General features: G+C 64.4%; 12 protein-coding genes and 2 pseudogenes. 8 read left to right on the plus strand and 6 right to left on the minus strand.

Going from position 1 to position 14214, the window contains the following annotated elements; all coding sequences use genetic code 11:
* Positions 1-118 precede the first annotated feature (118 nt).
* The 5 genes and pseudogenes from EJ066_RS29680 to EJ066_RS29700 form a co-directional block, all read right to left on the minus strand.
* Positions 119-928, minus strand: a complete 810-nt coding sequence (locus tag EJ066_RS29680) for a formylmethanofuran dehydrogenase subunit C (RefSeq protein WP_126043437.1) — start codon at positions 926-928, stop codon at positions 119-121.
* The gene (gene fhcD, locus EJ066_RS29685; RefSeq protein WP_126043438.1) at positions 925-1833 is read right to left on the minus strand and encodes a formylmethanofuran--tetrahydromethanopterin N-formyltransferase; all 909 of its coding nucleotides are present in this window, start codon (positions 1831-1833) and stop codon (positions 925-927) included. The genes EJ066_RS29680 and fhcD overlap by 4 nt, the downstream gene beginning before the upstream one ends.
* Positions 1821-3451, minus strand: a pseudogene (locus tag EJ066_RS29690) (formylmethanofuran dehydrogenase subunit A). Before EJ066_RS29690 ends, fhcD begins: the two are co-directional and overlap by 13 nt.
* Positions 3445-4536 (minus strand): tungsten formylmethanofuran dehydrogenase, encoded by a 1092-nt coding sequence (locus EJ066_RS29695; protein WP_126043439.1) that lies wholly within the window; start codon positions 4534-4536, stop codon positions 3445-3447. Before EJ066_RS29695 ends, EJ066_RS29690 begins: the two are co-directional and overlap by 7 nt.
* Before the next feature lie 220 nt (positions 4537-4756).
* On the minus strand, positions 4757-5137 hold the full coding sequence (locus tag EJ066_RS29700) for a 4a-hydroxytetrahydrobiopterin dehydratase (protein ID WP_126043440.1): 381 nt from the start codon (positions 5135-5137) through the stop codon (positions 4757-4759).
* Positions 5138-5292: 155 nt separating this feature from the next.
* Between EJ066_RS29700 and EJ066_RS29705 the strand changes: the two genes are divergently transcribed.
* The 7 genes and pseudogenes from EJ066_RS29705 (at position 5293) to fae (ending at position 11810) form a co-directional block, all read left to right on the plus strand.
* Positions 5293-6261 carry a beta-ribofuranosylaminobenzene 5'-phosphate synthase family protein gene (locus tag EJ066_RS29705; RefSeq protein ID WP_126043441.1) on the plus strand — a complete coding sequence of 323 codons (969 nt, stop codon included), beginning with the start codon at positions 5293-5295 and terminating at the stop codon, positions 6259-6261.
* Between the two features lie 41 nt (positions 6262-6302).
* Entirely contained in the window at positions 6303-7196 is an 894-nt protein-coding gene (locus EJ066_RS29710) for an NAD(P)-dependent methylenetetrahydromethanopterin dehydrogenase (RefSeq protein WP_126043442.1), read from the plus strand.
* Positions 7174-8304, plus strand: coding sequence for an ATP-grasp domain-containing protein (locus EJ066_RS29715; RefSeq protein WP_245455030.1), 1131 nt, complete (start codon positions 7174-7176; stop codon positions 8302-8304). Before EJ066_RS29710 ends, EJ066_RS29715 begins: the two co-directional genes overlap by 23 nt.
* A 50-nt stretch (positions 8305-8354) precedes the next feature.
* Positions 8355-9259: pseudogene (gene mch, locus EJ066_RS29720) on the plus strand (methenyltetrahydromethanopterin cyclohydrolase).
* Positions 9260-9323: 64 nt separating this feature from the next.
* The gene (locus tag EJ066_RS29725) at positions 9324-10274 is read left to right on the plus strand and encodes a RimK family alpha-L-glutamate ligase (protein WP_126043443.1); all 951 of its coding nucleotides are present in this window, start codon (positions 9324-9326) and stop codon (positions 10272-10274) included.
* Between the two features lie 56 nt (positions 10275-10330).
* The gene (locus EJ066_RS29730; RefSeq protein WP_126043444.1) at positions 10331-11137 is read left to right on the plus strand and encodes a triphosphoribosyl-dephospho-CoA synthase; all 807 of its coding nucleotides are present in this window, start codon (positions 10331-10333) and stop codon (positions 11135-11137) included.
* A gap of 166 nt (positions 11138-11303) precedes the next feature.
* Positions 11304-11810, plus strand: a complete 507-nt coding sequence (gene fae, locus EJ066_RS29735) for a formaldehyde-activating enzyme (protein WP_126043445.1) — start codon at positions 11304-11306, stop codon at positions 11808-11810.
* Positions 11811-12196: 386 nt separating this feature from the next.
* On the opposite strand, the gene EJ066_RS29740 is transcribed toward fae, so the two are convergent.
* The gene (locus EJ066_RS29740; protein WP_126043446.1) at positions 12197-12895 is read right to left on the minus strand and encodes a HisA/HisF-related TIM barrel protein; all 699 of its coding nucleotides are present in this window, start codon (positions 12893-12895) and stop codon (positions 12197-12199) included.
* 59 nt (positions 12896-12954) lie between these two features.
* On the opposite strand from EJ066_RS29740, the gene EJ066_RS29745 reads away from it, so the two are divergent.
* Positions 12955-13989 (plus strand): hydantoinase/oxoprolinase family protein, encoded by a 1035-nt coding sequence (locus EJ066_RS29745; RefSeq protein ID WP_126043447.1) that lies wholly within the window; start codon positions 12955-12957, stop codon positions 13987-13989.
* Positions 13990-14214: the final 225 nt, after the last annotated feature.

A 14214-nucleotide genomic window follows, 5' to 3' on the forward strand; every position in this document is an offset into this window, starting at 1 on the left:
GCGCCTATGAGGGCTACGGCCGGCGAAGGCTGGAGCGGAGCGTACATCATGTACGTGAGCATCGGAGCGCAGGAAAACGCCATTTGCAGCCCGGCCTCATCGAGTTCCAAACAGTCTCTCAGCGAGGGAAAAGGACCTCGCCCAGTCCAAGCACCGCGTTGTCACCGCCATATTTATGCGGCGCGTTGCCCAGAAGCGGCCGTTTCAAAATACCCTCGGCGATCAGATGGCGATCGATGACGGCGGCGAAGACGCTTTCCGGCGCGCCGCATTCGACGAAGCTCGGCGACAGGCTTTTTGGTGCGCGATCGAGAAGGATCGAACCGCGACGCATCAGATAGCCGGGCATCTCGCCGGTACCGCCGGCCACCACCAGCGTGCCGGCGATCATGCGGCTGCCGGCATGGTCGCCTGAGCCTTTCAGCACCGCGATCAGGCCGCGCCGCATGCGGTCGGCGGCAAAAGCGCCCGCTTTGCCCCTGACGATCAGCACGCCGCCATTCATGCCGGCCAGCTCCCCGGCGAGCGGCGCCCCGAGGTGGTCGCCGGCGTTGCCTGTTATTTCAAGCCTGCCGCCGCGCATGCCGGAGCCGGCATGCGGACCCGCATTGCCTTCGATCGTGAGCTTGCCGCCGCGCATGGCACGCCCGGCCCGGGCGCCGGCATCGCCGACGAGGCGAACCGAACCGCTCCGCATGCCTTCCGCCACGCGGTCGAGGCGCGCGCTTCCACCTTCGAAGACGATGTCCAGCGGATCGTTGCCGGCGACGCGAAAAATATCGCCGACCTTCGATCCATGCTTCGACATGCCGATCTGGATTTTTTCGATATCGTGCCTTTCGATCCCGGCAAGCCGCTCCGGGGTCAGCGGCGACAGGTCAAGGCGCTCGGGCGGCTCGGCGACAAGAGTGAAGGTCAGCGCCTTCATGGCAGCATATCCTTCAGCGAATAGATGAATTTGCCGAGCTTGCCGCCGTAATTGCCGGCGCTGATGCGAACCGCGCCTTCGTACGGCCCGAGATCGATGACGGCCTTGATGCCGGCCTTCATTGCCGCGGTTACCGCGTCGTTGGTCTCGCCGTCGATGACGATTTCCAGAACGGCGTTGATGTCGGGGCCGAGCTCGCTCCTGACGACACCGCGCAGCGTCGGCGCGTAGGCTTCGTTGGCCGAGGCGATCATGCCCTTGTATTTGCCACCGATCTTGGAACCCGAACGGGCGATGCCGCCCGGAAACGGCACGATCGCGCCGGGCACCTGGCCGATCGCGGCGACCGCGGCCTCTGCGGCAACCAAGGCCTTGGCGCTGCTTTCAGCCATGACGAAGAAATTGCCGCCGCCGACGGCCTCCTTCGTCAGCCCGGTCGTTGCTTCGCACAGGAATTCGCCGTCCATGACGGGAACGCGCCAAAAATGCCTGCCGCCGATCTTCTTGGAGATCTGCCAGCCGTCGCCGAAATAACGCAGCGCCGAACCGAGCTTCAACGCGGCGCTGCCCTCCAGTCCGGCGAAGCAGGCCGAACCCGGCGAAGTCAAGACACACTGGCCGACGCGGTTGAGCAGTTGTTTCTGTAGTTCGTCGGTCCCCATCGCGAAGATCATCACGCGGCAGCCAGGCCGGCCATCCGGTGTGGCCGATGGCGGCAGTTCGACATCGATTGCCGCTTCGCAGCCGCAGCCGATCACCGAAGTGGCAAAGCCGGTCATCGTGATCGCCGCCTGGCGCGCCCATTTCCGGTTCGGCGCGGTGATGATGATGGCGGTCGCGCGCATGCCGAAGGCCTCGGCAAAGGTATCGTCGATCGTTATGCCATTTACGCTCACGTTCGGCATGCCACCTCGCCGAATGGCTGTTCGCGCGCGATCGCGGAATCCGGGAAATTGAACCAGTCCAGCGACAGGCCGTAACGCTGCTGGTGATAGTCCTCCAAGCGGCGCACCATCGCCTTGTCCGGCGACGGATTGAGCCTGAGCGCTTTGCCCCAACGGTAATGGGTGATCTCCCCGTCTTGCACGACGAGATCGCCATCCTTGAAGACATATGCCGCCTGCCCCAGCATTTTCGCGATATCCCCGTCCCTGCGGTAGATCGCGATGTCGGCTATGGCGCCGGCGCCGAGATGGCCTCGATCGGTCAGCCCAAGCAGCTTGGCCGGCGCCGCCCGCGTCATGATGGCGATCTCCTCGAACGTGTATTCGCGGTCGATTGCCGCCAGGGTGGAGAGCGCCATGGCGGATTTCGAGAGTCCGGCGATCATCTCGGTGCGCGCCTCCCGGCTCATCAGCAGCTCGAACAGAGCCGGATAGGCGGTAAAGGGGGCGCCGTTGGGATGATCGGTGGTGAAGAAGACCCGCCAGGGATCGTCGATCAGCAGAAAAAGCTCGAGCCCGATCGCCCACTGCATCGTGCCATAGAAATCCTTGCCATAGCTGTAGGGCACGATGCCGCCGCCATTGCCGTCGCCGTCATGAATGACTGACTTCTTCGGGCTAGCACTGCCACGCGCCGAAAACTGCCGCATGACGTCGGAGGAGATGGTGACCGTCTGGCCGAACATCACCTGGCCGATGTCGATGGTGACTTCCGGCGTCGCATTAACCAGTTCGGCAAGACGCGCCGCGGCCGAGGAAAACTTGCGCTTGCCTTCCGTGCCGTAGCCATAGAACTGGAGATGGGCAAGGTGCAGCGGCAGCCCTTCCGCCGCCGCCATCGTCGAAGCCGCCGTATCCGCCGATCCGGGGCTGCCCAGATTGTTGCAATGGACATGCAGCGGATGCGGGACGCCGAGACTGTCGACCGCGGCCTGCAGCGTCTTGACGATTGTGCGCGAGCTGACGCCATAGGAAGGCACCACATCGTCGAGCGAGAAGGTGCGGACGTTTTCCTTGAAGGCGGCCGCCGCGCCGGCGTTGATCACCTTGACCCCAAGCGCCCGCGTCGAGGCGACGGTCCAGGCGACATAGTCCTCGATCATCGTCGGGGGGCAGCGTCGCGGATCATCGACAGCAGGAAATCGTCGTTGCCGAGAATGGCGAGCGTTGCCTTGTCGATGATCGGGATGTCGGCCAGTTCGAGATGGGTGTGAAGTGCGGCTCCCGGCGACATCGCCGGCTCGACGACCGTGGTGAAACCCATCTTGGCGTAGAGGCAGCCGGTCTGGAAAGTCGACCAGCCCGCATTGGAGAGCGGCGTCGCCGCCGGCCGCGCCTGATGCGCGGCATGCTGCTCGGGCAAGAGCAGCCGTGCCGTATTCACATTGCCGCCGCCGATGTGGGAATGGATGTCGATGGCGCCCGCCATCACGATGCAGCCGGCGGCGTCGATGGTCCGGTCGGCAGCGCCTCCCGCCGGCGCCGCGACGACCTTGTCGTCGCTGATCCAGAGGTCGCCCTTGCCGAGACGGCCGTTGACGGGATCGATAATGTCGCCGCCGGCGATTTTCGTCAGCATGGCAGCGCGGCCTCGGCCGAGATATGACTGGCGACCAGGCGGATGACCGTCACAACGGAGGGCAGTTCGGACGCCGCTCGCGCATCGACCGATCTCAGCGAACCGGTGCGGCTGGAATAGACCACCGCCTCGTGATCGACGCCCGCTTCGCCGATGGCGATGGTGACCGCGGCGCCCGGGACCGGCTCCTTGGTCTTCGTCAAGGCGATCAGCGCCATGCGGTGCCTTTTCTTCTGCGGCTGGACAATTGAGGAGGAGATTCGCAGGTGCAGGTCGGCTTCGCCGGCAGCGATCATGCGCGCGACATCGTAACGCCAGGGATCGAATTCCGGGAAGCCGCGCGCAAAGCCCGTGCGCAGTGGAAAACCCGTCATCCAGGTCGAGGCGAGCGCGCTTCCCCATCCGTTTTCGCTGGCCGGCAGATGAAGGCCGGATGCGCGTGATGTGCGGTTGAGATCGGCGATCAGTCCTTGCAGCATCTCCAGCGCCAGCCCTTCGGTTGCGTCGCCTGAAAACAGGAAGACTGGAAAACGCGCAGCCGCCAGGGCTTTGGCGAAATCGTCGAAATTCGACACCGGCTGCGATGTCCGACGCCCCCTGTACTGCGCCCTCAGCGCCGCCAGCGTAGCACTGAGGCTTGCCTCGCCGCAGGACAGGAGCGTCGCCGTCCGCCCGTTGTTCAAGGGCGGCCCAGACGCCCCGTTCGGCCCGACCAGAAAGAATTCGCGTTGATTCTTGGCCGAGAGATCGGGAACCGTCTCTGCCAGTTCGCCGACGAATTCATGGTGGATCTGCGGGAGTTCGCCCACGATCACCACGACATCGGCGCGCCGGCGCGTCTCGCCCGGCGCGACGGTCATCGCGCCCTTGTCGGTAAAAAGCGCGGTCTCCCGGGAAAGCGCCGCGCCATCGGCATGATCGTATGCCGCGCCAACCCGCTCAGCCAGCGCGATCGCCGCCCTGGTGCCGTGTATATCCGTATCCAGGCTGAAAACCGGGCACCGGCTTGACCCCAACAGCGCGGCGGCATGCGCAGCCGCGCGCTCGACCAGCGTTTCCCGGTTGCCGATCCAAGCAACCGCCATCCACTACGCTACTTTCTGGTGCCGACCTGATCCTAGACGAAACTGGATTGGCCGTGAACCCCGCCTGCCAGCAGATTAGCGAATGTTTTCATAAGCCATCAACAAATTCCGACCGCGCCTAATGCATGTCGCCCAAAAGTGAACTCGATTTTGGGACAACGACATGCATAAAAACAAAGATTTAAAGCGCGTCGGCCGAATCCGATCGACGCGACGCGCTTTAATCATATTTGATGTAAGCGAAGCGCTGATCGGTCGGCGGGGTGCCCTCCAGCGCGCCGCCTTCCTTGGCCGGCTGCCACTGGACGACGTCCTCGATTTTTTTGGCCAGCTCGAAGTCCTTGTCGGTGATGCCCTTCGCTGCGTGGTTCATCAGGCGCACCTCGACCCAGGCATAGGAGGCGGTGATGTCGGGATGGTGCCACGCCGCCTCGGCGAGATGGCCGACCGTGTTGATGACCATCAGTGTCGATTTCCAGCTGTGGGTCTTGTATTTGCGCCGGATCCAGCCGTTCTCGTAGCGCCATTTCGGCAGCTCCTTCTCGAGCCGGTCGGCAATCTCGGCTTCCGAATAGACCTTCTCCCTGGCTGTCTCGCTCATCTCGACCTCCGCGACTTGCCCGGTCTATCTCCGCCGGGACCAAAGTAGATAAAACGAATGCTCTCTCCGGCTTGCCCCTTTGACGAAAACAGCTATCATGGCGACGGGCACCTAAACTTCCATGATGCGTCTATGATGCACCCATCGGGGGGTAGATGTCGAATTCTGTTACCATACGAGTGCCCGCCCGCCTGCATCTTGGCTTCCTCGATCTCAATGGCGATGCCGGGCGTCGCTTTGGCAGCGTCGGGCTTCCGCTGAGCGAACCCGAAACCGTCGTCACCCTGTCGCGGTCCGGCGAGACCATCGTCGAAGGCACCGAGAGCGATCGCGCCGGCGAGCATTTGTCGACGCTCTGCAGGCATCTCGGCCTTCGCGGCCAGCACCGCCTGGTGGTCGAACAATCGATCCCGAGCCATGCCGGCCTGGGTTCCGGCACGCAGATCGCCCTTGCCGTCGCCTCGGCGCTGCGCACGCTCCACAATCTCCCCCTCGACATCGGCGGCGACGCGACCTTGCTGGAGCGCGGCGGCCGCTCCGGCATCGGCATCGCCAGTTTCGAACGCGGTGGCGTCATTGTCGACGCCGGCAAGGACGACAGCGGCAGGCCGCCGCCGGTCGTGGCGCGCCTGCCGTTCCCGGAAGAGTGGCGCGTCATCCTGATCCTCGACCATGGCGGGCATGGCCTGCATGGCGATGCCGAGGTCGCGGCGTTTCGTGCGCTGCCGCCCTTCCCGGCGTCCGGCAGCGGTGAGATTTGCCGCCGGGTGCTGATGGGCATCATGCCGGCCTTGGTCGAGCACGACCTGCCGGCCTTCGGCGCCGCCGTCACCGCGATCCAGATGCTGATCGGCACCCATTTCGCCCCGGCGCAAGGCGGCGTGTTCACCTCAAAGCGGGTCGAGAGAGTGGCCCACGCTCTCAACGGAGCAGGCGCCGTCGGCATCGGCCAGAGTTCGTGGGGGCCGACAGGATTTGCCTTCGCCCCGTCGCAAGACGCCGCAGCCCGGTTCGTCGGCGCGGTTCAACAGACCGTTGAAGACGGCATCGAGATCAGAATCATCAAGGGCAGGAATTCCGGCGCGAAGATCAGCTCGACCAAACTCGATCTCGTCGGCAGCTGACGGCTCGGCAACGCGATCACGTACAAGGAGAAAGGCGAGACATGGCCCGCAAACACATCCTGCACATGCTGACGCCGTTGAAGCACATGAGTCCTTTCGACGTGAACATGGCGCTCGATGCAGGCTTCGACGCCGTCGTCCCCTATGTCGATGTAAGCCCCGGCGAGGTGACAGGCCTGGTGCAGGACGCGATCTTCTCGCGCCCGCCCGATGCGGGCGTCGATACCGGCATCTTCATCGCCGGCAAGGATGCCTCGCTGGCGCTCGACATGTTCGACGCGGCAAAGAAGTCGATGGTGCCGCCCTTCCAGGTTTCGGTGTTCGCCGACCCGGCCGGCTCGTTCACCACGGCAGCGGCGATGGTGGCCAAGGTCGAAAAAGCGCTGGAGACAAAATTCGCGCGCGGGCTCAAGGACACGAGGATCGCTGTTTTCGGCGCCACCGGCGTCGTCGGCTTCTGCACCGCAGTCATCGCCGCCAGGGAGGGCGCCAAGGTCACGCTTGTCGGCCATGACGGCATCGAAAGGGTCAAGCAGATCGCGGCCGAAATCGAAAGCCGATTCAACATCGCCGTGGACGCGGCCGACGGATCGAGCGACGCCCGCAAGACGAAGCTGGTCGAGGCGAGCGAAGTGATCCTGGCTTGCGCCAAGGCCGGCGTCCAGGTGGTCTCGAAAGCCCAGTTGAAAGGCGACTGCCTGCTCATTGCCGCCGACGTCAATGCGGTTCCGCCGGCCGGCATCGAAGGCGTCGCCGTCAATGCCAACGGCGATCCGCTCGAAGCGGCAAAAGCTGTCGGCATTGGTCCGCTTGCCATCGGCAACGTGAAATATAAGGTCGAATTCGGCCTCTTCAAAAGAATGATCGAATCCGAAAAAACGATCGCGCTCGATTTCCAGGAAGCGTTTTCCCTTGCACGCGAAATCGCCAAATAACGCCGGATCTGTCCTGATCGCCGCGATTTCGGGCCGGGCGCTGGCTGCCGCCGCGCGCCGCGCCGGCTATCGTCCGCTGGTCGCCGATTTCTTTTGCGATACCGACACGGTCGCGCTTGCCGAGCGCGCGACGATGCTGCCGGGCGACCTGCAAAGCGGCATCGACGGCGAGCGCATCATCGAGACGCTTCGGCGATTGGCTGGAGACGACCGGCCGGTCGCCATCATCCTGGGCTCGGGTTTCGAGCGGATGACGCAGACCGTCGACGAGATCGCGCGCCATTTTCCGCTCGCCGGCAACAGCGGCGCGGCGATCCGCAGGATCAAGGACCCGCAAGCGCTGGCCGCCGATTGCGCCGAACTCGGCATCCCGCATCCGGAATTCCGATGGGACCGGCCGCCCGATCCGGAGAACTGGGTGGTCAAGACCGCGGGCGCCGCCGGCGGCTCGCATATCAGACGGGCAGCCGGCGAAACCCCGGCCACCGGCCGCTATTTCCAGCGTTTCATTGCCGGCCGCAGCATCTCGGCCCTGTTCGTCGGCGACGGCCAGACCGCTGATATCGTCGGCTTCAGCCGGCAATGGGCGTCGCCTGCCCCGGCAGCGCCCTATCGCTACGGCGGCGCCGTGCGGTTGAGACGCTTCGACCGCAGGCAGGCTGAAATCATCCGCGGCTGGCTATCAGGTCTGGCGCGCCGCGCCGGCCTGGTTGGATTGTGCAGCGCCGATCTCATTCGCGGACCGGACGGCTACACGCTCATCGAGATCAATCCGCGACCGGGCGCCACGCTCGACATTTTCGACGATGCTGACGCGCCGCTGGTCGAAGCGCATCTGCGCGCCGCGGCAGGCAGGGCCTACCGCCTGCCGCGCTTCGTCGATTCGATGGCCTCGATGGTGACCTACGCCGCGGCGCCGATCGCCCACTTTCCATCGATTGCCTGGCCTGAATGGACTGCCGACCATCAGTCGCCCGGCACCCGTCTGATTGCCGGCGACCCTGTCTGCACCGTCTTCGCGCGCGGTCCGAGCGCCGATTTGACGAGGCGGCTCATCAAGGGACAGGCCAGCCAATTGCAACACCAATGGGAAGGAGACCGGACATGAAAGATGGTTCGGCATTCCTCAACGACAATGCGCAGCGCATCGTCGACGGCATGATCGACGACGCCGAACGCCTGCGTATCGCCGTTTCCAGGGGGCCATTGGGCGAGTGCCTGATCGATGCCGGCGCCAAGGCCGCGGGCGGCGTCGAGGCGGGGCTGCGCATGGCGGAAGCCGCGATGGGCGGTCTCGCCAGTATTTCGGCGTTCATGGACCGCGCCTCGCAGAAATGGCCGTTCACCGTCGAAGTGCGGTCTTCGCAGCCGGTGCTTGCCTGCCTGGGCAGCCAGTATGCGGGCTGGAATCTGTCGAGCCAGGGCTATTTCGCCATGGGATCGGGACCGGCGCGGGCGCTCGCCCGCGTCGAACCGCTGTTCGAAGAAGCACTTTCCTATCGCGACACCGCGTCGTCCGCCGTGCTTATTCTGGAGACGGCCGAACCGCCGCCACGGGCGATCGTTGAGAAAGTCGGCAAGGCGACCGGACTGGCAGCCGAAAAGCTCACCTTCCTCTATGCGCCGACACAAAGCCTTGCGGGCGGCGTGCAGATCGTTGCGCGCTCGCTCGAGGTTGCCTTGCACAAGGCCAACGATCTCAAATTTCCGCTGGAAAACATCGTCGACGGCATCGGCGTGGCACCAATCCCCGCCCCCATCCGGATTTTCTGACCGCCATGGGCAGAACCAACGATGCCATCATCTATGGCGGCTGCGTCCAGCTCTTCGTAAAAGGCTCGTCGAAAGAGGCCGGGGAGCTCGCGGAGCGACTGCCGAGCCGCGCCTCGCGGGACCACGGCCACCCCTTCGCCGAGATCTTCAAGCGGTTCAAGGGTGATTTCTATGCCATCGATCCGCTGCTGTTCAGCCCGGCCGAAGTGATCGTGACGGCGATCGAAACCGGCGATACGTTTCGCGCCGGCGAGCGTGATCTGCGGATGCTCGAACGGAGCCTCGGTTAGACATGGCGGCGCATATGGTATGGAACCGCCCACGCCTTCGGTATACCGGTATCCGAGGCGCTGCATGATCCCGCGCATCCTCATCGCCAGCGACAATTCCGACACCCGCTCCAAAGGCCTGGCGGCAAGGTTGGAGCGGCGGGGCGCCATGGTCGCAACCGTGCCGCTGGCGGCGATCGCGTTCGACACCGGCAGCCCGAGCGGACTTTCGATTCCCGGCTTCGACGGCACGCTGCCCGACGCCGTGCTCGTCCGTTCGGTCGCCGCCGGATCGTTCGAAGCGGTCACCCGGCGCCTCGGCGTGCTGCACGCCTTCGGCAAGCTTTCCGTTCCGGTGTGGAATTCCGCGCAGGCGATAGAACGCTGCGTCGACAAGTCGATGACGACGTTCCTCCTGAACAATGCCGGCCTGCCGACGCCGCCGACATTCGCGGTCGAGGGACGTGCCATGGCCGAAGCGGTCGCCGAGCGCGAACTGCCGTTCACGCCGCTGGTGCTGAAGCCGCTTTTCGGCGCGCAGGGCCGCGGCATCAGGCTGATCGAAAAACTGTCCGATCTCCCCGCCGACGACGAGGTGAACGGCGTCTATTATCTCCAGCATTACGTGCCGCGTCCCGGCCCTCCCTTCCGCGATTTTCGCGTTTTCGTCTGCGCCGGCGAGGTCCTGGCGATGATGAGCCGCCGTGGCGACGACTGGATCACCAACGTCAATCGCGGGGCAGTGCCCGAACTGGTTTCAGGGCTGATTTCGGGGCATGGCGAAACCGAATTGGCGGCGCTGGCAAGAGCCGCCACTGCTGCTATCGGCGCGGATTTCGCCGGCGTCGATATCGTCCCGGCGGCCGACGGCAAGCTGTTCGTGCTGGAGGTCAACAGCATGCCCGCCTGGTCCGGGCTCCAGTCGGTCGTCGCGGTGAACATCGCCGATGCGATCGCCGACGCCCTGCTGAAATTCCTGGCCGATCGCGCCGAGGCAGCGCGCCCCTACCGCTTCACGGCGCCGGCGAATTCGTGACGAGCCGGGCGCTTTCGCGAGAACGCCTCCGGACGGCCTACGAGGATGCCTGCCGGATGGAGATCGAGGCGCTGAAACCCGGCAACGTCCATCTGTTCGCCGACGGGCACGGCATGTCCGCCGCCCAGTTCTTGATGAGCGCCGAGGTCTCGTCCGGGCCGCTGACCGATCCTCGCCTGCCGGTCGGACAACGCATGCTGGAAGCGGTCCGCGCGACACGCCTGGCGGTCGCGACCAATACCAACCTCGGCATCATCCTCCTGTCGGGGCCTCTGCTATGCGCCGCCGAAATGACGGGCGCCCCACTGCACGACACTCGACTGCGCGACAATCTCGACGCACTCCTGCGAGGGATGAGCCCGGACGATACCAGGGCGGTGTTCGAGGCGATCGTCACGGCCGCGCCAGGCGGCCTTGGAGAGGCCGCGAACGATGTGCGGGAGGAGCCGAAGGTTCATCTCAGCGAAGCGATGCGGGAGGCGGCCGGCCGCGACATGGTCGCCCGCCAGTATGTTACCTGTTTCGGCGACGTGTTCGGCGTCGGGCTTGCGGCTCTGGAAGCGGCGATGGCCCGCGGGGAAGTCGGCATGTGGCCGACGGTATTCGCCTACATGGCGTTTCTTTCGGGTTTCCCCGACAGTCATGTGATGCGCAACCATGGAGCTGAAGCCGCAAATCAGGCGCGGCAGGAAGCCCTTGCCGTACAAGTGGCGCTGCATGCCGACGACGACGAGCCGTCCCGCATTCGCCTGCTCATGGAGCTTGACCGCCGGCTGAAGGCGGACAACATCAATCCCGGCACCTCGGCCGATCTGACCGTGGCTACTCTTTTAGTCCACATCCTCGGCGTTCGCCTTGCATAATCGCAGCGTTGGTGGTTGACTTCCAGATGCGGGAGCAGTGCTTCCGCGGCTATCCAGCCAACCGGTCCGGACGTCCGGGCGCTGCCAACAAGGATAGCTGTCCATCGAGCGCTCGCTCGGTTGCGGCGTCTTTGGACACCATAATTGTGTCTTGGAGGAAATTGGCATGGCAAAGATCTCGAAAGTAATGGTCGGTGAATCGCTGGTGGGAGACGGCAACGAAGTGGCGCATGTCGACCTGCTCATCGGCCCACGGGGGAGCGCGGTCGAAACGGCATTTTGCAACGCACTCACCAACAACAAGGATGGCTTTACCTCCCTTTTGGCGGTGATCGCGCCCAATCTTCAGTGCAAGCCCAATACGGTGATGTTCAACAAGGTCACGATCAAGGGCGCCAAGCAGGCCGTCCAGATGTTCGGTCCGGCCCAGCATGCGGTTGCGAAAGCCGTGCAGGATGCCGTCGCCGAGGACATCATTCCCGCCAGTGAGGCGGACGATCTGTTCATCTGCGTCGGCGTTTTCATCCATTGGGACGCGGCGGACGACGCCAAGATCCAGAAATACAATTACGAGGCGACAAAGGAAGCCATCCAGCGCGCGGTCTCGGGAACGCCGACGGCCGCCGAAGCCACGTCCCAGCGGGACCAGGTGAAGCATCCGTTCGCCGCTTAGACAAGAGACAGCCCCGCACAGGCAAAACCCCCGGCGGAGCCGGAGGGTCTGTTGCGCCGCCTGAAGAAGCTTCTGGGCCTTTAGAGCATCGTGCGAACGGCGCTGCCCGATCTTGCCTTCTCCCCTTGTGGGAGAAGGTGGATTGGCGCGTAGCGCCAAGACGGTTGAGGGGTGCTGGAAGGATCGCCGGCGGTGCCAAGCTGGAACACCCCTCATCCGACCGAGCGGAGCCTGTCCTCGGGCTTGCCGGAGGCAAGACCCGTGGGCTCGGCCACCTTCTCCCACAAGGGGAGAAGGAAGAGCCGCGCGAGACACAAAGGTCTAAAACGCACAACGATGAAGGGCGAATTCGATCCCGGCTAGGCGTCATCGAGGTCGCGCGAATGTCAGGTGCCAAGCGATGCGAGGTGCCCCGGCGTGAGCGTGCCGTCATGCAGCGAGGTCGCGACCAGCGCCGCGGCGATACCGAGTGACGAAAGAGCGCGAATGTCGGTCTCGTTGCGCACCCCGCCGGCCGCGATCACCGAGCGGCTTCCAGCCTTCGCCTTGATCGCTTCGAGCCGCGTGAAATCGGGACCGGAGGCGGAGCCGACCTTGGCCAATGTCATGACAATCACCTTTTGCGGCCAAAGCTGCGGCTCGTCGAGAAACGATGGCGGACCGCGAAACCCGTCGTCGAAGAAATCCAGCGACAGGATAAGGTCCGGATGATCGCAAAAGCGCCGCAACAGCGCGTCGTCCTGCTGCGATTCGGAACCCAGGACCGGATAAAGCCGACGTTCGGCAAGTGCCGCCGAAAGTGCTTTCTCGTCAGCGATGCCGGCATCGACCCAAAGCTCCGGCGGCTCCGCCATCGCCTGCAGCCTGGCAAGCGCGCCCCTGTTCGGCCTTCCGCCTTCAATGGCATCCAGATCGGCGATGTAGAAGGTCGGGAACGGGTAAAGCCCGCGCAGGCCTTCGGCCACCGCGACGACATCGGAACTTTGGCTGAGCGGCGTGACGATCGGCCTGTAGCGATCGCGTTCTCCTTGCCAGGCGCGGACCACCTCGCCGCCTTTCAGGTCGAGAACCGGAATGATACGCAACGCTTTTCTCGCCCGCTAACTGTCCCTGGCCAACTGTCCCTGTCATGAAAGCTTGAAGTGTGGAAAAAAGAAAGAGCATCATTGCCGGCTTCGATATTGGCGGCGCGCATCTGAAGGTGACGCGCGCTGAAGACGGCCGCATCGTCGAGGCGGTAACGATCGCCACGCCGCTTTGGCAAGGGCTGGACAAGCTGACCTCGGCATTCGACGAAGCGGCTCCGATTTATGCGGACGCCGACCTCAACGCATTCACCATGACCGGCGAACTGGCCGACATCTTTCCGTCCCGCGATGCCGGCGTCGCGGCGCTGCTGGACGAGATTTCGACCCGTTTTCCGGGCGAAAAGCTGATCTACGCCGGGCGGTCCGGCTTTGTCAGGGTCGAAGAGGCGGCGCGGCTGAGCACCGATGTGGCCTCCGCCAACTGGCACGCGACGGCATCGTTGGTGGCCAAACGCGCCGGCGATGCCCTGTTCGTCGATATGGGCTCGACCACCACCGACATCATCGCCGTCAGCAATGGCACTGTCGCCAATGAAGGCTACACCGATGCCGAACGGCTTCTGACCGGCGAACTGGTCTATACCGGCTTCACCAGGACGTTCCTGTTCGGCGTGGCCGCGTCGGCCCCCGTCCGTGGCAGGCTGACACCGCTGATGAACGAGTATTTCGCCTCGATCGCCGACGCGCACCGGATCCTCGGCGTACTCGACGAGAAGGACGACAGGCACGCTTCCGCCGACGGCAAGGAAAAGACGATCGACGGTTCGATGGCGCGGCTGGCGCGCATGATCGGGCGCGACGCCGCCGACCTGACCCCGCCGGAATGGCGCGAAGTCGCGCGCTGGTTCAGCGAGCAGCAATTGCGCAAGATCCACGACGCGGCGTCGCTGGTCGCTGGGCCGCTCGCCCGGGATGCCCCGATCGTCGGCGCCGGAACCGGCCGCTGGCAGATCAGGCGGCTGGCCGAACGCATGGAACGCCGCTTCGTCGATTTCGCCGACATCATCCCCGCAAATGACACCGTTCGCGGCGAAGCCAGCAGCGTGGCGCCTGCATCAGCGGTAGCGCTGTTGGCGGGATCTCAATTGTAGATGCTCACCGCCCTGGAATTGGCCCGGCTTGAAAGATCTCAACCCGTACCAGCGCATCAAAAATCGGACCGCGCGCGCAGGTCGCAACAGGGTGGAAAGTTCGCGTTCGGCACCCGCTCGGCGCATGTCCGGTTCGCGCCCTCATTTCGGCCGCTGCCGCCATGATGACGCTTTTCCAGAAGCGGACATCTGCGTCGCTACGACAGGTTGCTATCTTGGCACCAG

This window comes from Mesorhizobium sp. M9A.F.Ca.ET.002.03.1.2 (genome assembly GCF_003952365.1).
GTDB lineage: Bacteria > Pseudomonadota > Alphaproteobacteria > Rhizobiales > Rhizobiaceae > Mesorhizobium.